Source organism: Paenibacillus sp. FSL K6-1558, assembly GCF_038002565.1.
In the GTDB taxonomy this organism is placed as follows: Bacteria; Bacillota; Bacilli; order Paenibacillales; family Paenibacillaceae; genus Paenibacillus; species Paenibacillus polysaccharolyticus.
In genome coordinates, this window is sequence record NZ_JBBOCV010000001.1 from 3,550,534 (window position 1) to 3,574,431 (window position 23,898).

Genomic DNA, 23,898 nt, shown 5'->3' on the forward strand with positions numbered 1-23,898 from the left:
CAGAATCTATCTTGTTACTGTTTGTTTTCCACCACTATTTTGGAGAAAAGAGGCGCAGCCGACTATGACAGATTCGTTTATACAATTAAACACAGGCCAGAATACCAACATCAACGAATGCGCTCAGCTTCAGGTGACGATCAAGTGCACATCCGCCCCCTCTGCCCTGGATGTTAGCTGTTTCATGGTAAACGAAGCAGGAAAAGTTCCATCGGACGACTATTTTGTATTTTACAATCAGGAGGCTGACCCGCATAACAGCGTTCGTTTGCAACAGATAGAGGAATGGCAGTCTACTTTTGTACTGGATACGCATAAATTGCGGCAGGCCTCTGTAGAAAAATGTGTGTTCACGGCTACACTTGATGCGGGACATACATTCGCCGATGTTCGTACATGCCAGGCGGTTGTTCAAGCGGGTTCCCAGCAGATTACGTATGAGATTACGCAGGCCACGGAAGAAACAGCGCTTATTTTCATTGAAATTTACAAGTATCGTGACGAATTCAAAGTTCGGGCCATCGGACGTGGTTTCTTTGGTGGATTACAGCCGCTGGCAGAATCCTTCGGGGTAGAGATTGAAAGTAACGAAGCCTCGGAAGCCGAACAAGCTCTGCTCACAGCACAAGCTGAAGTGGCAGCAGCCTCTTCCCAAACCACATTACCTGTTGCTGAATCAGTCCCGAGCCCTCCACCACTGAACTTAACCAAAATCGATCTGCTCAAGCATAAAGTAACCCTGTCTCTCCAAAAGAAAAAGGTTGAACCTATTCAGGCACGTGTTGCCGTTGTATTCGATGCATCAGGCTCCATGTACCATCTTTATCGTAAAGGCATCGTGCAAGAAGCCTTTGAGCGGATACTGGCGATTGCATCCGCATTTGATGATAACGGAGAATTAGACGTATGGTTCTTCGCCAAAGACTTCTTACGTGCCCCTAGCGTTACCGCCAAAGATTTCGAGAATTATATTGAACGTACATATAAGCTGGGTAGCAAAGGCGGTACCAATAACGAACCTCCTGTAATGCAAGATGTCATTCATAAGTACACCATCGAGGAACCCAATGTAAAGATTCCAACGTATATTATCTTTTTTAGCGATGGCGGGGTTAGTCAAAAAGGAAAAATCAAGCGATTGATTACCGAAAGCTCAACCAAAAATCTGTTCTGGCAATTCGTTGGTTTAGGTAGAGCCAATTACGGTGTTTTGGAAAATCTCGATGAGATGGAAGGGCGTTTCATTGATAACGCTAACTTCTTCGCACTAGACGACATCTCGAAAATCAGCGATGAAGAATTGTATGATCGTCTGCTCAATGAATTTCCAAGCTGGATTAAGGAAGCTCGGGCCAAGGGCATTCTGGCCTAAAATGTTCATCTTCTATGCTTAATTCAGGCTTGTAGCTTTAAATTGCAATCTTAGAATCGTGGTCTTAACATGCTTCCGACAATGCGCAGCATGGACTTGCGTGGCATGAGGCGGGAGAACTGTGCTGTCCAGTAATTCCGGGTTCCTGGTACTGCATATGGCTTGCCTTTCTCCAGCGCCCTCATGGCCACTGCCACGACATGCTCAGGTGTATCCCGTTTGCCTACAGAAGCTTCACTAGCACCTACCACATCAAAGAACGGCGTCTCGGTTGAACCCGGACATAGTGCCAAAAATTGAACCCCACGCTTCCAGTTTTCTTCATATAACGCCTCTGTAAAAGAAAGTACAAATGCCTTTGTCGCCCCGTACACCGCCATAAACGGATCGGGTTGGAAAGCTGCCGTCGAAGCCACGTTAATAACCGTGCCATTCTCCTTCTCTAACATGCCTGGCAAGAAAAGATGCGTCATGTTTGTCAAAGCTAATACGTTCAACATAATCTCATCCTGTTGCCGCAAACCCGACAATTGTTCAAAGTAACCATGAGTAGCGAATCCAGCGTTATTGATCAAGATATCAATCTGTATTTCCCGTGTCTGACATTCCTCATATACCTTCTGTGGCGCGTCTAATTCGGAGAGATCCGATACGATCACTTCTGCCCTTACTTGATATGTACGTTTGATTCGTTCTGCCAATTGTTCCAGCTTAGACTCCGTTCTTGCTATTAGCACAACATGGTTACCCTTCGAAGCCATTTCGAGTGCAAAAACTTCACCTATTCCTGAAGAAGCTCCTGTAATAAGTGCCCATTGATGTTGTTTTATCATTTCTCATCCACCCTTTGCATGAATATAAACACATGTTTTCTATTGGAAACACTGTTTCTTTATAGAATCATCGTAACCAATATTCATGATCCTGTCAAATTCAATCTGTTTAACTCAACTTCAGAATGTAGTGCTTACTTTCAAGAATCCAATTAAATTGACGTGATCTGGCGTAAAACAGTAGAATGACCTTAAGCAAAGGAAACGTCGCAGTCTCTGTTTAACAACAATACGGTTATGAGGATGAAATCAATGAAGGATACACATTCGGGTTCCACGGAATCTGCACATACGGTAACAACTTTTCAGGAAGCCAGACTGCAGCACTCGGATAATCTTCGGCAAAATGTTGTGCATGCTGCTGCTGCTTTATTACAAGAGCATGGACCCGAAGCCGTCACGGTACGCCGCGTAGCCGAACGCATGGAATGCTCTACTAAGATCATATATAACCTTTTTGGCAAAAAAGAAGGGTTAGCCAAACATCTATATTTAGAGGGATGCTCTGTTATGGCTCAGCATTTTGAAGCTGTTCCCCGGCAAGCATCGTTCGAACAATATTTCCGTGATCTGGCCTACGTCTACTGGGACTTCGGCATTTCTCAATCCAGCTTCTATCAGCTGATGTTTGGAGGTTCTTTTTCCGAATTCAAACCGGACGGAGAGACGTTACAGGGAACAGCGACTGCACTAAAGCAGGTGTCTGGGTTAGTTGAGTCAGCCATTGAACAAGGAATGATTCAGGTGCAAGATCCCCTGCTTGCGGTGCGCATGATCTGGGCTCCCTTACATGGTGTGATACATCTGTACCTGGGAGGACATATTGAAAACGAAGAAGCCGCCAAAACCCTCTATGATCATACGTTAGCTATGGTTATAGGCTCTCTTGTGAACAAATCTGCGAATGGATAAATACAAGATTGCTGCATGTAGAAACGGTTAAAATTAAACGTAAAAGGAGCCTGTCCGCTCGCGTACGTAATACGCTTAGGACAGGCTCCTTTTTCTTTTGCTACTCTATTTCGGTGTACTGAATAGATCAATTTAGATCATTTTTATCATCTACAGCCGGCTTAGCGTGCTTCCTGATTTTCCGCTTCCCAGCGTGCAATTTCCTCACGAACTTTCGGCGCTACTTCTTTGCCCAGTAGTTCAATCGCGTGCATAACCTCATCATGCGGCTGTGTACCCAGTGGTGTATGCAACATGAAACGGGTGATGCCAACCTCTTTGCGCAGATAGATGATTTTCTCAGCGACGGTGTCCACATCCCCTACGTACAGCGCACCTTCCAGGCTACGTGCCGCATCAAATGTTTCTCTGCCATAATGTCCCCATCCGCGTTCGCGTCCCAGCTGGTTCATTACCGCTTGTGCAGGGCGGAAAAACTTCTCTACCGCATCATCGGTTGTATCGGCAACAAAGCCATGAGAGTGGGAAGCAACGGTTAACTTGGAAGCGTCGTGTCCGGCATGTGCGGCTGCTTTTTTGTACAGCTCCACAAGAGGTGCGAATTGTTTTGGACGACCACCGATAATGGCAAGCACCAGCGGCAATCCGAGCAGACCTGCACGGACAACCGATTCCTGATTACCGCCGCTGCCAATCCAGACCGGAAGCTTCTCCTGCACTGGACGCGGATAGATGCCCAGGTTGTTGAAGGAAGGGCGATGTTTGCCTGACCAGGTTACTTTTTCCGACTCCGTCAGTTTCAGAAGCAGGTCCAATTTCTCGTCGAACAATTCATCATAGTCGCCCAGATCATAGCCGAACAATGGGAAGGACTCGATGAATGAGCCACGCCCTGCCATAATCTCCGCACGTCCATTTGAAATACCGTCCAATGTCGCAAAGTCCTGGAACACACGTACTGGATCATCCGACGACAACACGGTTACCGCACTGGTCAAGCGAATGTTTTTCGTCTGCGAAGCTGCCGCCGCAAGAATGACTGCCGGGGATGAAGCCGCATAGTCCGAACGATGATGCTCCCCTACACCGTACACATCCAGACCCACTTGATCTGCCAAAACGATTTCTTCCACAACATCACGAATACGCTGCGCGTGGCTAATTACTTCTCCTGTATTAACATCCGGGTTTGTTTCCACGAATGTACTAATTCCGATTTCCATGATATGTTCCTCCCTGTGTATGAAGCGATCCGTCGTTCATCTAACCTATTGTAAGTAGATCACCTTTTGTTATATACCTTTATATTGGACTATTTTGAGCAGAAATACAAGTACCCTCTGTTTCCAGAGGGTACTTTTCTTCTACAACTTCCTTCCGACATACAGCAGATGAGACGAGATTCCCAGAATGGAAGGGTCTTTGGCCGCCTCAATCAAGTATTGAAGCAGTTCTTGCTCCTCGCCCCGTTCCTTCCAATAGTACTCCTGTTCATCCGTGATCATTGCTTTAAGGCTGGAGGAACCAATCAGCTGAACAGTCTCGAAGCCCTGCTGTTCCATGAACGGCACAACATCCTGCACATGAAAATAGTATGCTCCCGTAAAGCGGCCCTGATCCTGATGATCAAATGTGCCTCTTTCTACAAAAGACCGGATCGCATCCATGCTGTCATTGGGCCTCCAATGATGCGGCGATTGCAGTGAGTTGATGCTCATCCGCATCCGGGTCTGTACCGCCACAAATACAACGCCTCCCGGTTTTGTTACCCGATAAAGTTCACGCACTGCCGCCTCCCGCGCTTCTTCCTGTTGCAGATGATACAGCGGCCCCAGCATAAGCACCGCATCATAGGTTTCATCGGCAATCCCGTTCAGATGAGTCGCATCCAATACATGAAATCCCTCAAACTGCTGTGTCAGCCCAAACGCTTCGGCCTTTTCTCGTGCTTGTTCTACGGATGAAGGTGTAAGATCCGATAACGTAACCTGGTATCCCCGTTTGGCGAGTTCCATCGCATATTTCCCTGGTCCAGCACCGTTATCCAGAATCAGACCGCTTGGCGGAAGATGTTCGCGAATATAATGCATGTTAATGATGAATTCAATGGGTTCACGCTCCAGCCTGCCCCACTCATCAAAACCGGAATAATATTGAATAATGCGCTCTCGATCTCTGTCCATCTCTTGTACACCTGCCCTTTTCTCTGGAATTAAGCTTGACAGAACATCAAAAAGACCTGCCACCTCAGCTAAGAGGCGACAGGTCTGACCTTCGCGGTACCACTCTTTTTGTTCATAGACAGGATTATACCAACCTATCCTTCCATAACATCTCATGACCTGATGACGGAGGTTACTCGTCAGAATCTACGTGGAACGCATTCGATCCTGCCGCTCACAGGTGAGTTGGGGACAGGCTGGACTGTCTCTCACCGAATTGACAGTTCTCTGAACCAAGCCATATACCTTAATACTCCTGATCATTGCGTTTGTTATTTTAATTTTACCAAGTATAGTTCTCCTAAATATTTACTGTCAACTCTAAATTCACAATAAACCAGAATAGTTCACTCATTTATAAAATACAAACCGTATTACATCAACCCTTCTTATTTTTGCATCTCTTCCACTAATGGTACAGCTATTTTAGCTTCCGGTTCTTCTATACTGTACATCCATGGATATACAACGGCCGTATCCGATGTATACTTCTCATACCGATCAATGCCCTGATTGTCTCCGTCGCCTGCAAACTGGGTCTTGGTGGGCATACCATAGCTTCGTTCACCCTTTAAGAGCATAAATGTCTGATTCATCCCCCCGAAATGCGGATCATCACTATACCTCTCCACGTACAAATCCCCGTCCTTAAGGTAATATGTCCAATGGATTGTATAACCGCCAAGTTTTGAATCCACAACTTGTGGCTTCTCACCAATTGAAGGTAAAGTAACCGGCTCGAACTCACCCTCAATATATTGAACTTGATGATGGGCATACAGAGTCATTGGGGTATCCGGATTAATCTTCAGACCTGGGTTTACTTCAAAGCGCAATTCCATTTGATTTGAATGATCTGACGGCCATACGGCACCTTGCAACCGGGTACCATTCACATCCAGATCATATTTCAAATAGGGCAGTTGCAAGATGGCTCGATCCTGAGCAAGAATCACCCGGATTTGTGTCGGCGTAATGATGGCCTCCTTCACGAGTACTCCATCCGATTGCTGGCCCAGAGGGAGATTCAACACTCTTTTGCTCGTGCCGCTAAGCATCTCCGTTTTATCTAATCGTATACCGATATTCAGGGGCTGATCCATTCTACCTTCTTCTTTATGATACGCGAGTACATAAGATGAGGCTTGTTGATTTAACGTATCCAGGTTATAGAACTGTTCTGATATATATTCACCATGCGCTCCTGGCTTACCGCTTATACTCGGTGCAACCGAATCTAATGTCTGTCCTTTCTGATCATAAATCTTCAAAAAAGGATAAGCATACTCACGGACATCAGACTGGTCAAACGTTAACGATGTAGACAGCATCACTTGATTATCTTTCTCGTTGAACACACTCACTGCAAGTTTACCCAAGCCGTCTTTATGAATATCAAACCCTTGTGACTGCCGCTGGGAAAGATCCAGGTTAATTGCCTGTTCCTCGGGAGCCAACACCTGGACTCCATTTACTGTGAAATCAACATTGGCCTCTTTTGCTGACGGTGTCCACTCCGTTTCAAAATAACCTTTGTATACTCCGTTCGCCTGATCAAAATCATGATAATACCTGCCTTCGATTTGCTTCCCCGTCTCATCCCGCAGGCCGATCGAAGGGAATCTTACCGTATCCCCTTTGTACTTACCGGGGTTCAAGGTATACAAAATAACGGTACGATTATCATCAGTAAAGGCAGTATCGAGTGTTAATGTTACCCCGCCGACTGTCACCGATTGATTCAGTTTCTGTCCAAGTCCATTTTGCAGCGCATTCTGGATACCACTCCGGTGATCCAACAGGTCAAACCAGTCATAGTGGACTGCTGCATATACAGGTGTCGCCATAAGAACAACGGCTGCTGTTCCGATCAGTGTGGTTTTTTTCCATCTCGGGTTCCGACGTACATTTTCTTTCCTCGCTGAAGCATGAAGCTCAGGGCAACGTTCTTGATCCTTTTGGATCTGATCCCACATGGCATTAAAATCGGGATAATGGATATCCGCATCATTTTTCAGATGATGAGACAATCTTTTTTCTGTTTGTTTCACTGTACACTTCCCCTTTCTGATATTGTTTGCTGGCCTTCTCCCATTTTTTCCTCAGCAGACGAATTCCCTTATATATTCTTGACTTCACCGTACCCAGCGGAACTTCCAGCGTTTCGGCCGTTTCCGATAAACTGAATTCGTTCATATAGCGTAGCAGAATGGCTGAACGTATTTTCTCAGGCAACTCCTGAACCCATTGTTCCCAGAGATCCGAATCCTCCGCATGCTGAGCCACCTCGTCAACCGGATCAACCGTTCGTTGCGGCGTGAGCATAAAAAGCCTTTTTTCCCGTTGCTTGGATGCATGCTCTCTTTTCATAAAATTAAGGCAGTGATTCACTGTGATTTTCATCAGCCATGTTTTCATGTAATCTACCTTCCTCCAATCCTGACGGAAGACGGTAACAAAAACGTCGTGGCATACATCTTCCGCATTCTGCGCATGATGGAGCATGTAGTAACACGTCCGGTACACATCTTTGTTGTACATTTCGAACAGTTCTTTTTCAGTCAAACAACTCTCCTCCTTTCTCTGCATCAGCCTTTTCAAATCTATAGACAAAGCCGATCCTTCAAAGGTTCATTCTTCTTCTTTCAGCACAGCCAAAAAAGAACGTTCACTTCCACAGCAATGCAGAAATGAACGTTCTTCATGGATGAAGACAAGTATATTTGAACTCACGTACAGTGCAGTCCCTGAACGACAGCAGCCTAGATCTTTTTCACAAATTCGGACTTCAACTTCATCGCGCCCAAGCTATCGATCTTGCAATCAATATCGTGATCTCCATCGATCAGACGAATATTCTTCACCTTGGTTCCTTGTTTCACGACGAGTGAGCTGCCTTTCACCTTGAGGTCTTTAATGACCGTAACAGTATCCCCATCATTCAGTACATTTCCATTGGCATCACGCACAACTTTGGATTCCTCAGCGTCCCCTTGATCTGCTTCCAAAGACCATTCATGCGCACATTCCGGGCAAACGAGCAAATTTCCGTCCTCGTACGTATATTCCGAATTACATTTCGGACAATTAGGCAAAGTAGACATATGTATTAAACTCTCCATTCTAAAATTGGCTTACATGCAAGTATACGGGATTTGGGCCGTTTGTTCCATACGATGGATCACTGCAACACGGTTTAACTTATATGGAAGGTTCCACCTACACCGAATTTAAACCAAATTTAAACTTGATTCTACCCTTGCTTTAAGGAAATCCGCTTAATATATAAGTATCCAAACAGACGAAATCATTTTATAAACCTTACGGACATTGTCCTCTGCTTATATTTCCATGCCAAAGGAGTTTCTGCTTATGTCATCCTATGTTTTCCCCATTCAGACCGCGTTTATCATCTTTGTCATTGCTTCCATGTTTTTGCTGGTGCCGTGGTTAATCTATGGTTATCGCAAAGACGGCTTCTTTAGCTGGTCCCGGTTTGCCGTCAGCTTTTCTTTTATTTTCTTCCTCATGGCTGCTTACTGCCTGGTGATCCTGCCGCTTCCCGCGACTCGAAATAACTGTGCTGGCCACGCAGCGAATGCGGTGTATTACAACCTTCAACCCTTTATGTTCGTGAAAGACATTATGAGGGAAACACCGATCATCTGGTCTCAACCCTCTACGTGGATCAACATGATTAAGGGCCGAGCTTTCCTGCAAGTGCTGTTCAATGTATTACTGCTCATGCCACTGGGGGTATATATCCGGTATTTCTGGCAAAAGAGGGCGTTCTGGAAACATGCCTTCGTCGCTGGTTTCGGGCTTTCCTTATTTTTCGAAGTCACCCAACTCACCGGGTTATACGGATATTTCAGTTGTCCTTACCGACTGTTTGATGTGGATGATCTGATGTTGAACACCTCCGGTGCAGTGATTGGATTTTTCGCAGCCCCGCTAGTGTTGGCCTTGTTCCCGTCACGTGAGAGTATTCAAGCCAAGAGTGAGCAAATCGTGGAGCAAAACCGCGTCTATCCTGTGCCACAGTTACTTGCACTGCTGATCGATGGTATTGTGGTGGTGATTATCGCCAATCTCATGTCAATCTTCACCTTGTCCAACGATATCCAGGATGTACTAAATACGTCCACGGCGATGGTTATTGTTCTGTTCTTTATCCCATGGGTTCAAAGCGGAGTTACACCAGGCTCTGCCGTTCTCCGGTTCCGATATGTCGATCGTCAAACGGGTACTCCGACGCTTTCAACACTATTGAAACGATTGATTGCTATCTATGCTCCGTGGCTTCTGTTAACGGTTATTCAACTGGTAAGTAAATATGCATACCCTAACTATCGAGATGATGTCATTCAGCCTTATCTCGTCTGGATTTCGCTCGGTATCAACATGGTGTACTTTCTCGTGTATATCATCCTGTTTATCCATGTGTTGGTCGTGATATTCTCGGGTGGAAAACGTTCCTTCTACTTCGACGAAGTCTCCCGTACGCGAGCCTCGCGTAAATAATAAATCAAGTGTACTCTCTCTTACAGGGACGATCACATAGGCAAAAAAGCGGCCTTTCATGGTGAATCCATGAGGCCGCCTTTGAATTTTCGGATACCGAATCTGATATCGAAATTAATACTGAAATCTGTAAAGTTGTTGAACTCTCTGCATAACATCAGACTTGTGAAATGAAGGATGTCTTACTTAACCCCCAGCAGTTCGCGTTTGGACGCCTCCGGGTCATGCACAACCTCGATCTCATGGTTGAAAATGAGTGTCGCCCGATTCTCACGATATTCAGGCCATTCGATTCCTGCTGTCTCCGGCTTGCCGTTTTTCGCGAAGGAAATCCAGGCATCCTGTACCTTGAGAGCAAGCGCTTTAGCCGCTTCATCCGGCACAGCCTTCATGAATTTCAGCGTATCCAGCGTGTTAAATACAAAGAACATCTCAATGCTGTGGATCGCTCTTTTCAGAAGGGGATGCTCCGGCATCACCCAGTCAAAACGGTACATCCACACCGGGGCATGCTTCTGCTGTGCAGATGCATACTGTAGTGCTGACCGCCAGAAGAACATATCCGTCATGACTTGAGCTTGTCCATCCGCTGTCTTCGGATAACTATCCGCGATAGCAGCGCGATTCTCCAGATCCGGCGTCATGAAGTCGACACCCTGCACCATATCAATTTCGTTCGAGAATGGTACATCCGGCTGAATAAATAACGATCCCTCATGCAGTGTTGTGCCGATAAGTACAGAGACATCCTGTGCGAAACCCTCACTAACAGCCTGAAGTGGTATTTGAGGCAAAGTCTCACCATCGAGCACAGGTTGGAACAACAAGGCCATGCCTGCTCCGCTCTGCTGCTTCACCGTTTCTGCTGCCGCCATAATCTGCTCTACCGGAATGCTGTTCAGCTTAGCTAGGTTGTCTCGGTCCACACCAAGAACCTTCAACATGCCCTCACGCAAAGCCGAAGCTTGCTCAGACGGCATGAGCTGCGAAGCACCACTCTCCATGATGGCACGTTGGAACAGCCCTTTGGCTGCTGGCATCGCCATTAATGCGGCAATACTCATACTACCTGCTGATTCGCCGAACACCGTAACCTGACCCGGATCACCGCCGAAGGCAGTAATGTTATCTTTCACCCATTGCAGCGCAGCTACCTGATCCAGCAGGCCTGCATTGGATACATAGGAATCACCCAGCGGAGCCATATGCAGGAATCCTAGCGGCCCCAGACGATAGTTAATCGTCACCACGATAACATCGCCACGAACGGCTAGTTGTGTGCCATCGTATACAGGCAGACTGCCTGATCCGGTAACAAACGATCCCCCGTGAATCCAGACCATAACGGGAAGGGGGTGACTGCTTTCTTTTTCGGGTGCCCAGATGTTTAGATACAGACTATCTTCTGACTCTGGCGGCTTCTGCCCGCCCATCCACTCTGAATCCCGACGCGGTTGTATATTCTCAGGCCCGAATTCGGTCGCCTGTCTGATTCCTTCCCATGACTCGGGCTGTACCGGAGCTCGGAAACGCAGCTCTCCTACTGGCGGCTTCGCATATGGAATACCCTTCCATACACTTGCACCGTGTAAAAGCTCGCCTTGAACCGTACCATATTTCGTTTGAACCTGAAGTTCTCGCATTCCGCTTCTACATCCTCTCCGTGATTAAATACATTCATTGGTAACCATGATTAGAGCTTTATGAGGGCTAACCATGTGTATATATTTGAGTATAAATCTTCGGCATACCCATTTACAACTTTGCCCAAATGGATACATTGGGTCATGCCCTCTTTTGAGTTGGATTAAAAAATTCGATCTAAAAATTCTCCGAATGTATATCCCGTACTATAAAATTTTTCAGCAAGAGCAACTATGCTTTTGAGTAGAAAATTAAAAGTATTAAAAATAAATTCATTTACCAAAACGATTATCCAATCTCCCAACGGAATACATTTATAATAAGACGTATATTCCAAAAAATACAATATTTATTAGTAATGAGATTACAGTAAACATGGAAAAAAAAGAGTCATGCTTATACACAACTCTGCTTATATCGCTATTATTCAACTCTCCACTACTGGATATCGCACTGTATACTCAGCACCTTCAACCCATTTCCCGGCAGTGAAGTCCCGCCCTTTCACAACGACTCGATCCTTGTAAATCTCTACATGCAACCCTTCGCTACCCTCCAAATGATCATCCTCATCCGTCCATAGATAGGCAACAGAGGAGGCGTTGAACATGGTTGGCATTTGGCCTGCACCATCGTACATCGTATGCGGTGCTTGCAGTTGCCAATGCGTATGTCCAGAGAACAGAATTGCTTGTGGGTACTTGGCCAGCACGGCCTTCAGTTCTGCATCCTGATTCACGCCATACCAGCCTTGTGCCTGAAGCGATCCCGCAACGGTGTCCATTAACGGCTGATGGATAAAGATAAAAATGGGATGATCTGGCGTAGCCTGTTCAGCCAGCTTCGCATCCAGCCATTCCAGTTGTTTAGACGACATCTCACAGTCCTTCGGATGCGGCTGCTCCGTACCAAGGAAGATATAATGATATCCATCGATCCAATGATCGTGGTACGTTCCCTTCATTCCTGTCGCCGCTTCAAAATCAATCAAACGCCGATGCCATAATCCCGCAACGGTAATGGTTTCAGCTCTAGCGGATATGTCTGCGTGAATTTCCCCTTCATGTGCGGTCTGCCCTGGTAGCACGAATTGGTTGCCAGCCAGTTGCTGAATCAGCGCCGCTGACTCCTCCGCAGTCTGTTTCACCGGATGCTCTAACTCCGCATCTTGCTCCAAGATCCCCGCTACCTGGCCTTCATTCATCTCAAGCAGAACCAGGGGCGGCTTCTGCCAGATGACTGCACCAATATCATGATTACCCACCGTGAAACGTATCTCCGGCAACTTCTCCGCATATTGCTCCCAGATTCGCTGCCATTCCCGATACTCGCTCGGCAACCCGCGGTCGGTTACATCACCCACATGCATAATGCCACTGCTTCCATGGCTGTAAGAGGCAATATCCGCAAGCGCCTGCTCCAGATGCCGGTTATGAATATGATCTGCCTTGTCCCGTACATGTGTGTCTGTGATCACCTGGAAGGTAGCCAGTGGCTGCTCAGTAGTACTCATTACGAATCACTCCATTTCAGTCCAATAATGCCTATCAAAATAAAACCGATCCATACCATCGACGTCAGCCGCAGTCGTTCACCAAAGAAATAATGCCCCACCACGCCAATCATCGTGATCCCCACGCCTGACCAGATCGCATAGGCCACAGCCAGCGGCATATACTTAACGGCATAATTCAGAAAGGTGAAGCTTGCGGCGTAACAAACAAACATCATCACGGAAGGCCACAATCTGGAGAAACCATCCGACACTTTAAGTAAGATCGTGGCACTCAGTTCCAGACCAATGGCAAGTGCCAGCAACACCCAGCCCAGATAAGTCTGACTACTCGTCATCGGCCTAACCCACCGGAGAACAATTCATGGAACGTCTGGATTGTGCGATCCGCCAGTTGTATTTTCCCAGACTCACCAATGCCAATCTTGTAGCCTGCTCCAGCAGCTCTCGCCATCTCCATATCCCCGTCCGTGTCCCCAATCACCATGACCTGCTGCGCCTGTACACCGAGTCGCTCACAAGCAAGTAGCAACATATCGGGAAACGGTTTTCCGCGGTCTACCAGATCCGTTCCAATGATGACATCGAAGTATGCGTCCAGCCCCATCCATTGCAGATGTTTGACTGCACTTGCCGTTTCATCGGCTGTCACTACGCCCATTTTCAACCCCTGCTCGCGAGACTGCTCCAAAAACTCTCTCACACCGGGTAGCGGATGCGCCGGACGATGTACCTCCATCGCTTCCTCGGCCTGTGCGAGGCATGCTCTTACGATCATTTTGGCTTCTGCCCAGCTGAGTCCTGCACGATATCCATGCCACGTCAGCACGGCATATACTTCATCCATCGTACCCATGGCGAGCGGGCCCCGGACATCATAACCGTTCATCCGTCCCTGTTCATCGTGAAACGTGCCCCAGATCTTTGGAAGATCGGCTTCATCCATCTCTAGACCACGAATAAGCAGTTGTTCTCTGAAATCATTCAACACACAATCTGTCCAGAACCCCCACATGCCTGTAAAATCAAGCAACGTCCCATCCTTATCAAACAGAATGGCTTCAACCTGCATCTGTGTTCTATCGTCTACTCTATTCTCTTGCATGGACTAAACTCCTTGTCTGTGATCGTAATGAATGGAAAGGGCGGTACGTGGTGTACCGCCCTTTTTGCTTAGGCACTAAAGCTTATACATGAGAGGGGATGCAAACTTCATGTATTACAATGAATTATTTTGCAATGCGATCCAGTTCTTTCTGTGCTTTCTCTTTGGCTTCCTTCAGCGCCTGCTCTGCAGGAACATTGTTGATCTGCACTTTATCCGCTGCTTCTTTCAAGGCATCATTAATTTTGCCGCCTGTTGGATCACGGAATGGAGCTGAAGCATGTGCTGCCTGTTGCAATGGCACCGTAATCTGTGGATGCTCTTCGCTGAATTTCTTGAAGTCTGGATCTTGCTGTGCAGATTGGCGTACCGCAATGTAACCTGTGTTCATCGACCATGAAGCGGTGTTCTCGGTTTTGGAGAAATACGTCAGCCATTTATACGCTGCCTGTTGTTGCTCTGGACTAGCTGCTGCCGGAATACCTGCAAGAATTGCACTCGCTACAGGTTTACCTTCGCCAATGCCTTCCCAGCCTGGCTGTTGCATGGCCGCAACGATTTTAAAATCCAGATCGCCTTGGTCACCACTTGAACCGGTGTATCCAGCCGCTTTATTTTTCATCACATCGTCAATAGTCTTGTACCAATACTCCCAGCCTTGACCGCCATATTGAATGCCCATAATTTTGTCTTCGTTGATCCATTTACGGAACAGTTCCCATGTCTCGATCCATTCAGGGGAGTCGATCATCACCGTTTTACCGTCATCACTCAGAATTTTGCCGCCTTTGCCCATAACAGCATCGATCATGTTATCTCTGCCCCACATTGGCTCCCAGCCGTAGAAAGTGGTTTTTCCATTTTCTTTTTTGGACATCTTCGCGGCAGCCTCGGCAAATTTCTCCCATGTCGTCAGGCTTGCCGGGTCAATTCCGTTCTCTTTGAACGTATCCATACGGTAGTACATAATTTGAGTCGTGCCATACATCGGTAAAAAGAACTGCTTGCCATCTACATTCCCTTGTTCCAGGAACGTTTGAATAAAATCGTCTTTTTTGAAGTTCGGGTCAGCCGCGATCATCTCATCCATAGGTACATAATAACCTTTGCGGGCCCAGTCAATATTGGCACTCAGAACGGCAGCAGGTACTTTCTTGGACGCAATGGCCGCTTGAAGTTTCTGCTCAGTCTCCGTGTAATCAGCTTGTACAATCCCTTTTACAACCACTTCATTCTGCGAAGCGTTGAAAGCATCAATTTTCTTCTTCATATTGTCGCCCAGGTTACCGCCCAGACCATACCAAAACTCAATCTCCACCGGCGCTTTGGCCTGAGTGTCCGTGCCGCCGCTAGCAGCCGCTGTTGAATTCGATTCTGCCGGGGCTTGTGTTCCACAAGCAGTTATTAAAGCGAAGCTTGCGGCGAGTACCAGCGACATGCCACCTTTCCAGCTCAGGTTCAGTTTCTTTTTCAAAGTCATGCCTGACTTGCTCCAATTCATTGTTGTTCCTCCTGTTTTTGGGTGACTTTATTAGACAAAAGGTGAAGCATATCAATTCTTGTTTACGCCAGCCGTCATGTTCACACTCTGCATAATCGTTTTCTGGGTGAACACGAAAAGAATAAGTAAAGGTGCGATGGTAAACGCACTTGCAGCCATAATCTGCGGCCAAGCCAGTCCATAGGCACCGCCTTCCACGAAGAAACTTCGCAGCCCGGCAGATACCAGCTGTAGGTCAGGATTTTTGGTGATAAGCATTGGCCAGAAATAGTTGTTGTACTGTTCGATGAATGTAATCAGCACCATCACGGCGAAGCTGGAGCGAACGAGCGGTGCAATAATCGTCCAGAGAATGCGGAAGTGTGATGCCCCGTCCAGCTGTCCGGCTTCTACGAGTTCATGAGACACCTGCATAAAGGCCTGACGAATCAGGAAAATGGAGAACACACTGACACAGTTGGATACGATCAGGCCCGTGTAGGAATCCAGTAGATTCAGCTCACTTAACACCAAGTAACCTGGCAGATATACGGCTGTGCTCGGGATCATGTAACCCACCAGAATGATGGCGGTCAACGTTCCTTTGAGGCGGAATCTCATATGAGTCAGGGCATATGCCATCATGCTGGAGTTCACAATCTGGAGCAGACAGATCGCTATGGCGACCCCGGTGCTGTTCAGCATGTACCGTGCAAACGGTGCGGCGTTCCAGGCATCCACGTAGTTCTGCCACAGAAATGTCTCCGGCCAGAAGGTCGGCGGGAACTGCCAGATTTCATCATTTGTTTTGAATCCGCTAATGACCATCCAATAGAACGGAAAGGCAGTGGCAAGTGCAATAATAGCTAGCACCAGATAGCGAAGGATGGCACTGATTTTTACTTTTTTACGGGATGCCTTATGCATCTCTCTGGGCTTCATTTGGCTAGTGTTACTTTTGGGCATGGTCATTGTCATTAGTAGTGCACCAGGCGTCTGCCAAGTAGGAAGGAAACTCCCGATAACAGCACGCAGATCAGAATAATAACTACAGCGATCGATGAAGCTTCTCCGACGTTAAACGATTCAAAAGCAGACTGATAGTACATATACAGCAAGGTTCGAGTTGATCCAGCAGGTCCACCTTGAGTCATGACGTTAATCTGGTCGTAAGCCTGTAGCGATTGAATAGTCAGAATGATCGAAAGGAAAAAGGTCGTTGGTGAGATCAGCGGCAACGTAATGCTTCTGAACTTGTCCCAAGCTCCCGCCCCGTCAATCGAGGCTGCTTCAAGCAGATCGGAAGGCAGATTCCTTAGAGCTACCAGATAGAACACCATCGCCCAACCAATGGACTTCCACAAGGTTACAATCAATACTGCAACAAGTGCCCAATCCATATCGCGGAGCCATCCAATCGGTGATACTCCTACCCAGCCCAGCATCAGATTGGCTAGTCCCACTTGCGGTTCAAAAATCCATGACCAAGCGATGGATACGGCAACCGTTGGTGTCACCCATGGTGAGAAGAGTAATGTGCGAAAAATACCGGATGATTTCATTTTGCTATTCATCAGCATCGCTAGTGCAAGTCCTCCCACAATCGTAGGGATCACACTCCCGAGTCCGAACAACAGCGTCACTTTCAAAGATCGATAGAATTCAGAGTTCGTTAGCAGGTACGTGTAGTTATCCAACCCGACGAACAGCTTGTCCGGGCTCATGAAGTCCCAGTCCGTAAAACTGAGATATACGATGTATCCCAGAGGCCCCAGCCAGAAAATCAACAGCGGGATTAGAGCAGGCAACGTGAATAGAACCGCCTCCGACTCCCTCCAACATTTCAAACGCAATTCTCCCACTCCTTATTGTCCAAATTTTCTTTAACAATTGGCAATTTATAGATGTATATTGGCTTGTTTAATCTTCTGTACAAAAATGATTGTACATTCGAATTGAAAAATCTATTTCGGGGTTGTGTTAAAATTCGAAGGAGTCATGTAAAATATGAATATGTTCGTGGAAACGTTTATTCTATTGCCGAGGTGACATTGTGGGAAAAGAAATTGTTGGGAACCCGAATCATTTATCGTTACCTGATCGGTCTGCACTGAGGGAGAGAGTCATCGAGGCGATTGCCAATACGATGGATCTCTATGGGGTTAATCATACGTTTGGTAAATTGTATGGTGTGATGTATTTCGAAGACCGTCCGATGACGCTGGAAGAGATGAAGACCTCTATGAATATGAGTAAAAGCAACATGAGTTATGCCGTTCGTTCGTTAACCGAGTCTCAAATGATCTATAAGCTGGACGAGAAAAAGGAGCGGCAGGATCAATATGTGGCGGAGACTGACTTCTTTCGCACGTTTCAAAATTTCTTCGGATTAAAGCTGCAGCGGGAAGTGGATGTGATGCTGGAAGGCATCCGCGAGGTGATCCCTGACCTGACAACCATGATTCTAGCGAAACATACAACTGCACAAGAACGGGAAGAGGCATTACGAGATTTGCACAAACTCCAGCATGCAGAGCAATACTATGTCTGGCTTCAAGGATTCGTGGATCGGCTGCGAGAGGGTAAGCTGTATGAACAAAAATCAGAAATACCGGAACAGCAGGACTAGCCTTGTTGAGCATAGACTTAAAGATGTCGGATCTTAGCAGAATAAATTTAGCAGCAGATATGAGATTGAGATCAATCCATTATGAATAAGCATATACAACAAAGAGCTTTACCCAGCCGATGAATGGCTTTGGGGACAGCTCTTTTGAAACCTACATATGTCTGAGTATAAAAGATAAACTTGGCCTTGATTCAAAATACAAATATTTGGAATCCGTTGTTTGAATGTAACATGCACCATTCCACTTATCATCTACAGGAAAAAGGATCGATGTGAATTCCACTTTTTCTGCAGAGTCATTGCCATTGTTTATCTGTATTGTAATTGGTTCATTATAGACATATTCTATGGCGCCACTCTTTTTTATATCTTTGACCTCATCTTCTGATAACGGAGCATTGCCACCTGACATCATATCTCCTTTTTCAAATACGATTAAAGAGAGAAGCTGATCAAAAAGTTGCGGATCTTCTTTTTTATTAATTGATTTCTGTTCTTCAGCGCGATAAAGATGTATCAGATCTGGCTCCCATTTTTCCGGTTCACTGCTCGGATGGAGATACCAACCGAGTGTGAAGCCTAAAGCAACCGCGATCACCACAATAATAGAAACAGATGTATTGAGCTTCATCCCTTCACCTCTCATGCTCGTTTACGTTATAGTATACTGTGAAAACATTATTCATGATTTCCATAGTCCCTATGCTACTTCAATCTCAATAGATAAACAAAAAACCACCCCCTCGGGTGGTTTTCTGCTTCCATCTTTTTAGTTAAAAAAACTACTTCTGTGCTGCAGCTTCAATATCTGTGTAGGCCCAGTGTGTTGCTGGCACGTCGCTAAAGGATGGCGTGGCCACTCCCGTCAGCGGTGTACGTTTGAACAGGACGTTCAGCACTTTTACCGCTTCTGCACGGGTAAGTTTGCTGTCTGGTTTGAATGTACCATCATTGTAACCCGTCATCAGACCAGTGGACTGCACATAGGCAATCGCATCGGCTGCCCACAGATCAGCGGCTACATCCGTAAAGGAAGTGGCTTCTGGTGCTGTTCCTGTGGTATCCGTTGTTGTTACAGCGTTCGTTTGTTGCTTCTGCAACCAACGGTACGCGATTGTTGCCATCTGTGCACGCGTAATCGAACCTTCCGGTACAAACGCTGTGTCACTGAGACCGTTCATGATACCTGCGGCCTGTGCCTTTTGAATCTCACTCGTTGCCCAATGTGTTGCGGCTACATCGGCAAAGGTTGTACCCGCCGCCGTAGCTGTTGCTGTTTCACCCGGCAGATTACGAGCCAGCATTGCAGCCATCTGTGCACGTGTAACGAACGCATCTGGACGGAAATCGGCACCGAAACCTTGGATGTATGGCTCATTCGTCTTTTGAGAGGCTTTCAGCCCATCTACGACAACCAGTGTAAACGTACTGAACTTGGTTACCGTAAACTCAATGCCTTCGCTGTTATTAGCCAGTTTCACGAGTTTGCCTCGCAACAGTTCTTTCGTGCCATCACTGTGTTCAATGTACACAGCCAGGTTATCCAGAATCTGCTGACGAGCTGCCGCATCGGTTGGCAGGCTGTTGCCCAGTGGCAAAGTCAGCGTCACTTCACGGCTCTGCATATTCGTTTCGATCTCTACTGGACGAGCCAGTACACGAACATTCGTATTTGGAGCAACTTGCTGAATTACTTGCTCTTTCTTCGCCCGCTCTTCCAAGTCTTTGCGCTCGGATTCCTTTTTGAGTGGAACCACGCGGAAGTACAAGTCTTGATCGAATCCAGCAATGGACTTCGTTGGAATGGAGATTACAGCATTTTCGGTCGAAATTTCCAGTTTCATCGAACCGTCACTTAGATCTTTGACAGCTGTTTTTGGGACTTCGACCCGTGTCTCGGACACGGCATCTTTCGTATCTGGAATCACAATGCGTGCCGTATTGCTACCCAATTGTTTTGCTTTTTCAACCGATTCCTTGGCAATCGCATCTGTCATTTTGACCAAATCTTTAACCGTACCGTTGGTTTCGGTTGTACGTGTGATTGGGGTTTTGGTCAAGTTTGTGCCGTCAACACCGTTCACATCTACGACAATCTGCTCTTGCTTGGTCGTTGGTGCAGGTGTGGACGTCACTGGTGCAGATGATCCGCTGCCACCGCTACCACCTGTGTTGTTGCCCGGGTTAGGTGTGGAACCATTCCCATTACCGCTGTCACCGTTGGCTGTAAAGACAATTTTTACAGCACGTCCTGGCAACTCATCACTAAAGGCTTTATGACGAACCCATACTGTTTTGTTACCGCTAAAATCCAACTTCTGAATGGAAGCCAGATCAATCCAATTCAGTTTGCCATCGAATGAAATTTCCATCGTATCATTCAGACCTGTTATTTCGTTTTTAACGTCGTCCCCTTTTACATTAGGGGCAGTGAAGAAACGATTAATTACATATTGTAAATTGCCAATATCCTCATAGCTGTCTTGTTCATCAAGTACCCATTGTGCCAATTCCTTTTGATCTTCCACGCTAAGCTCTGCTCTTTTGGACAGGTCGAGGGCACCCGTACGATCAAAAGCATATTTCTCGAAGAAAGCTTCACCCTCCATTTGAGCTTCCATAGCACTTTGGAGCCACTGACTCATTGGATCAATTTTGGTGGCCTTTTCAATAGATTGATACGGGACAGTCAAAAGCCCTAACACTACCATTGGTTCCACGATATCTCCTTGGTAGAGTCCTTCCAACTTTTCATAGGCCATCGAATACAGATATTTATAAGCAAAAACATTTTTGTCTACTTTATTAGTGAGTTTCAAATATTTTTGACCAATGCTTCCATACTCTTCTGCTTCTTGGTCGTTAAAGTACTCTGATATATCTACCATCTTTTGTGCAAGTAGATCCAGTTTATTGCTCAAAGCAGTAAGCTCCGTTTGTTCCCAAACAGATTGTGCCAACATGCCAAGTTCAATCATGAGTTGAACCTGATTTTTATTCTCGTAATCTTCACTGACGTATTGGATCAAGAATCCTGCAATGAAATCTCTAACCTGTGGGTTTAAATTTTCGTAGCCGTCAGGAAATTTAATTTCTAAAGCCGGATCTTCCATAGCCTCGCGCATGGCTGTTTTATTTCCACTTTTCCTCGCAGCGTTCAAGACAGACAATACATCCGTGTTATTATCACTGGAGAAAAATTTGTCAAATGAGGTCTGGATTTGAACAAAGGATTCGTACCCCCCATCTGGCCGCTCCGCAATCATGTGATCTGCCAGTGCATTTGACTTTTGTATATCTTTCTTGATTCCATCTATTTTCTCTACATCTATCGGAAAGCTCATTTTAGGATGTTCTAGGTTTTTGTTGTAGTCCGCAATCTCCGATTGAATTTGTCTCAATTGGAACATCGAACCCAACATTTCATTAGTGGTCAGCGCCTTGTTAATTAAGGGGGTGAACCTTGCTTCATCATCGAGAGAAGTTAATAATTTGAATACAGACGACGGACCCTTTTTAAGTTGTAGCTCAAGCATAGCCGCTGTGATACGTTTTTCAATGCCTGAGAATTCAGAATATTTACCAACAAACTGATAGAACATACTGTCAGGAGCAGGTTGATCCAGATAGTTAACTTGTTGCATCTGCTTCGCATATAGTTCATCAAGAGAACTCATTTCATCCGGTCCACCGATGTCATGAATGAATTCAACCGCCTTTAAAGCTAGCTGCACGAGGTATTCAACTTGCTCTTTATTGGCGTACCCTTCACTGGTTGGTGGATCTAAATTAAGCATATATACTGCGATAGCCTTCTGATCCTCTGAGGATAATTGCTTGAAATCAGGCGTAGCTATGAAGTTTTTATCGCTCAGTAGTTCAACAGCATCAATTATAAAGTCATTTGCGTTGCCTTTATCCGCTGTTTTTATTAATTCGTTAAACTTTCTCAGTCCTGGTTCAAAGAACTCATCAAATGCTTTTTGCACATCGGATACCGTTTCATATCCATCTTGCTTGTGATCAAGCATCCATTGAGCAAGTTCATTTTTTTCGTCGTCGTTCTTAAGGGTGAACATCTTGTTCATATTAAATACAAATGGTCGGACGCCTTCGGTCACCCCTACTTGTGGAAGATAGGTTAAATATATTTTAAAAAGTGAGTCGATCGCCTCATTCATACTGTTGATATCCGTTGCTTTATTTATCTCTTTGTAATCATTAAGTTTCTCATATAACATTGCGAGCTGGCTATTATGGTAGATCGTAACAGAACTGTTTTTGAAAACAATATTGTATAGCAATATATTATCAATAAACATCGTCCAATCCGCACCATTCAGATGCATATAACGAAATGCAGCTTGTGTCCATTCTGCCTTGTCGACACCGGGGAAATAGGAGTTCCACTTCCCTAGCAAATTGTATACATATTCCATTTTTTGGCCTAAGGTCTCAATCTCGAACTGTCCGGGCATTACACTGACGTTATAAATCAGATTAAATGCATATACAGCATGATTGTCACTATCATATTGCACATCTAGTGGAATCAGCATAATCATACCTCTGGCAATCTCATTCTTTTGATCCTCGCTTAATGCTGCGTAACCTTGAGGCAGCTGTAACAATTCTCCTTCCTCAAGCAAATGACGAACATTAGCTATTTTTTCGCCAGGGTTGGAATCATCATACCCTTGTCTCTCCATGTTTAAAAGTTCGTATGGGTAAGATCGAGCACTTACCACACCTCCAGGACTTACAATCTGAAGCAACATCATAGCCACCAACATAAAACTTACTATCTTTCTGAACAAGGCTTCGCTCTCCTCTCATTTCATGTTTGATCCTTATACTTGTATCTTTAGACCTAGTTTAGAACACAACAATAAACAGATTCTAAACAAGAAATGATAATAAAAGGAAAAAAATCCACTCCATAGTTGAAAACAGAGTGGATTCCTTCATATTTTTCGTCAAAATTCATCATTTCAAAAAAAATTTAAGCGAAACTTCTTGTTAACGGTCCGGATTTACCTGATATTCACGCAGTCTCCCTTCATACACCAGCTTCAACTGCTCGCACTGGCGAAAATCATCCGGTGTCACAAGTGCAGGTAGCTTGTTCCACAGTTTGATGCCTGAGCGTTGCAGGATTTCGGCTACAAACTGTGAACAAAAATAGGAGTTGCTGAACTCTACTGGTTCCTTGAGTGTAATACCAAGAACGCCCAGCAGGTTGTACATATATTTCTGGCGGCTGCGAATGAAAATGTGCAGCACTCGTTTCATTTTTTCCACTTCACGCTCCGTAACCTGAAGCTCGTAGATGACACATGTCGTATTCGGATATTTACTATACGTCCCTGTCTGGATATCTTCCTTCACAAACCCACCATTCAGCGGATTGCTCGGATGTTTGCGACCGAAGCTGTACAATTCCGTTAATTCCCGGTCGAACGAGATGGAAGCGTGATTATACGGTGCTTTGGTGTAAGTCTGAATGACTCTTGTAAACAACGTACCTGTATTCGTCAGCAAAATATAAATCGAACGTTCATCGGTCATCCTCATATTTCCCCTTATCAAGTTGGCACTATTCCTTCATAATAACATAGGTACCCTATAATGGAATCTCACATTGAATAAGCAGGTGATCTTCGT

Annotated in this window: 20 protein-coding genes; 4 read left to right on the forward strand and 16 right to left on the reverse strand. The window is 45.8% G+C overall.

Annotation, left to right across the window (positions count from 1 at the left end):
• Nucleotides 1-64: 64 nt before the first annotated feature.
• Nucleotides 65-1,372 (forward strand): VWA domain-containing protein, encoded by a 1,308-nt coding sequence (locus tag MHI38_RS15300; RefSeq protein WP_308722574.1) that lies wholly within the window; start codon nt 65-67, stop codon nt 1,370-1,372.
• 50 nt (nt 1,373-1,422) lie between these two features.
• Here the strand turns inward: MHI38_RS15300 and MHI38_RS15305 are convergent, their stop codons facing one another.
• Nucleotides 1,423-2,205 carry an SDR family NAD(P)-dependent oxidoreductase gene (locus tag MHI38_RS15305; RefSeq protein ID WP_154889908.1) on the reverse strand — a complete coding sequence of 261 codons (783 nt, stop codon included), beginning with the start codon at nt 2,203-2,205 and terminating at the stop codon, nt 1,423-1,425.
• A gap of 252 nt (nt 2,206-2,457) precedes the next feature.
• Between MHI38_RS15305 and MHI38_RS15310 the strand changes: the two genes are divergently transcribed.
• The gene (locus MHI38_RS15310) at nt 2,458-3,117 is read left to right on the forward strand and encodes a TetR/AcrR family transcriptional regulator (RefSeq protein WP_154889906.1); all 660 of its coding nucleotides are present in this window, start codon (nt 2,458-2,460) and stop codon (nt 3,115-3,117) included.
• A gap of 161 nt (nt 3,118-3,278) precedes the next feature.
• Here MHI38_RS15310 and MHI38_RS15315 read toward each other — a convergent pair whose 3' ends face one another.
• From MHI38_RS15315 to MHI38_RS15335, 5 genes are all read right to left on the reverse strand, one after another.
• Nucleotides 3,279-4,340 (reverse strand): LLM class flavin-dependent oxidoreductase, encoded by a 1,062-nt coding sequence (locus MHI38_RS15315; RefSeq protein ID WP_090921199.1) that lies wholly within the window; start codon nt 4,338-4,340, stop codon nt 3,279-3,281.
• Between the two features lie 141 nt (nt 4,341-4,481).
• Nucleotides 4,482-5,300, reverse strand: a complete 819-nt coding sequence (locus tag MHI38_RS15320) for a class I SAM-dependent methyltransferase (RefSeq protein ID WP_154889904.1) — start codon at nt 5,298-5,300, stop codon at nt 4,482-4,484.
• Between the two features lie 428 nt (nt 5,301-5,728).
• A complete protein-coding gene (locus tag MHI38_RS15325; protein ID WP_339833906.1) occupies nt 5,729-7,390 on the reverse strand; it encodes a DUF4179 domain-containing protein in 1,662 nt (553 codons plus the stop codon).
• Nucleotides 7,347-7,904, reverse strand: a complete 558-nt coding sequence (locus tag MHI38_RS15330) for an RNA polymerase sigma factor (RefSeq protein ID WP_339833909.1) — start codon at nt 7,902-7,904, stop codon at nt 7,347-7,349. Before MHI38_RS15330 ends, MHI38_RS15325 begins: the two co-directional genes overlap by 44 nt.
• 197 nt (nt 7,905-8,101) lie before the next feature.
• A complete protein-coding gene (locus MHI38_RS15335) occupies nt 8,102-8,443 on the reverse strand; it encodes a zinc ribbon domain-containing protein YjdM (RefSeq protein ID WP_090921192.1) in 342 nt (113 codons plus the stop codon).
• 268 nt (nt 8,444-8,711) lie between these two features.
• Here MHI38_RS15335 and MHI38_RS15340 point away from each other — a divergent pair, with 268 nt between their 5' ends.
• Nucleotides 8,712-9,863: a VanZ family protein gene (locus MHI38_RS15340; RefSeq protein WP_339833914.1), complete on the forward strand. Its 1,152-nt coding sequence runs from the start codon at nt 8,712-8,714 to the stop codon at nt 9,861-9,863.
• A gap of 182 nt (nt 9,864-10,045) precedes the next feature.
• Here the strand turns inward: MHI38_RS15340 and MHI38_RS15345 are convergent, their stop codons facing one another.
• From MHI38_RS15345 to MHI38_RS15375, 7 genes are all read right to left on the reverse strand, one after another.
• Nucleotides 10,046-11,506, reverse strand: coding sequence for a carboxylesterase/lipase family protein (locus MHI38_RS15345; protein ID WP_339833917.1), 1,461 nt, complete (start codon nt 11,504-11,506; stop codon nt 10,046-10,048).
• Between the two features lie 428 nt (nt 11,507-11,934).
• Nucleotides 11,935-13,020: a metallophosphoesterase family protein gene (locus MHI38_RS15350; RefSeq protein ID WP_341181386.1), complete on the reverse strand. Its 1,086-nt coding sequence runs from the start codon at nt 13,018-13,020 to the stop codon at nt 11,935-11,937.
• Nucleotides 13,020-13,358 carry a DMT family transporter gene (locus MHI38_RS15355; protein ID WP_090921184.1) on the reverse strand — a complete coding sequence of 113 codons (339 nt, stop codon included), beginning with the start codon at nt 13,356-13,358 and terminating at the stop codon, nt 13,020-13,022. The genes MHI38_RS15350 and MHI38_RS15355 overlap by 1 nt, the downstream gene beginning before the upstream one ends.
• Nucleotides 13,355-14,125: an HAD family hydrolase gene (locus MHI38_RS15360; protein ID WP_339833923.1), complete on the reverse strand. Its 771-nt coding sequence runs from the start codon at nt 14,123-14,125 to the stop codon at nt 13,355-13,357. Before MHI38_RS15360 ends, MHI38_RS15355 begins: the two co-directional genes overlap by 4 nt.
• A gap of 124 nt (nt 14,126-14,249) precedes the next feature.
• Nucleotides 14,250-15,626, reverse strand: a complete 1,377-nt coding sequence (locus MHI38_RS15365) for an ABC transporter substrate-binding protein (protein ID WP_341181387.1) — start codon at nt 15,624-15,626, stop codon at nt 14,250-14,252.
• A 51-nt stretch (nt 15,627-15,677) separates the two neighbouring features.
• A complete protein-coding gene (locus tag MHI38_RS15370) occupies nt 15,678-16,532 on the reverse strand; it encodes a carbohydrate ABC transporter permease (protein WP_221787513.1) in 855 nt (284 codons plus the stop codon).
• 50 nt (nt 16,533-16,582) lie between these two features.
• A complete protein-coding gene (locus tag MHI38_RS15375; protein WP_154889888.1) occupies nt 16,583-17,458 on the reverse strand; it encodes a carbohydrate ABC transporter permease in 876 nt (291 codons plus the stop codon).
• Between the two features lie 200 nt (nt 17,459-17,658).
• Between MHI38_RS15375 and MHI38_RS15380 the strand changes: the two genes are divergently transcribed.
• Nucleotides 17,659-18,234, forward strand: coding sequence for a GbsR/MarR family transcriptional regulator (locus MHI38_RS15380; RefSeq protein ID WP_154889886.1), 576 nt, complete (start codon nt 17,659-17,661; stop codon nt 18,232-18,234).
• Between the two features lie 151 nt (nt 18,235-18,385).
• On the opposite strand, the gene MHI38_RS15385 is transcribed toward MHI38_RS15380, so the two are convergent.
• From MHI38_RS15385 to MHI38_RS15395, 3 genes are all read right to left on the reverse strand, one after another.
• The gene (locus MHI38_RS15385; protein ID WP_154889884.1) at nt 18,386-18,865 is read right to left on the reverse strand and encodes a hypothetical protein; all 480 of its coding nucleotides are present in this window, start codon (nt 18,863-18,865) and stop codon (nt 18,386-18,388) included.
• Nucleotides 18,866-19,016: 151 nt separating this feature from the next.
• Complete coding sequence (locus MHI38_RS15390) at nt 19,017-23,051, reverse strand: S-layer homology domain-containing protein (protein ID WP_341181388.1); 4,035 nt, start codon at nt 23,049-23,051, stop codon at nt 19,017-19,019.
• A gap of 202 nt (nt 23,052-23,253) precedes the next feature.
• The gene (locus tag MHI38_RS15395; RefSeq protein ID WP_154889880.1) at nt 23,254-23,802 is read right to left on the reverse strand and encodes a hypothetical protein; all 549 of its coding nucleotides are present in this window, start codon (nt 23,800-23,802) and stop codon (nt 23,254-23,256) included.
• Nucleotides 23,803-23,898 lie beyond the last annotated feature (96 nt).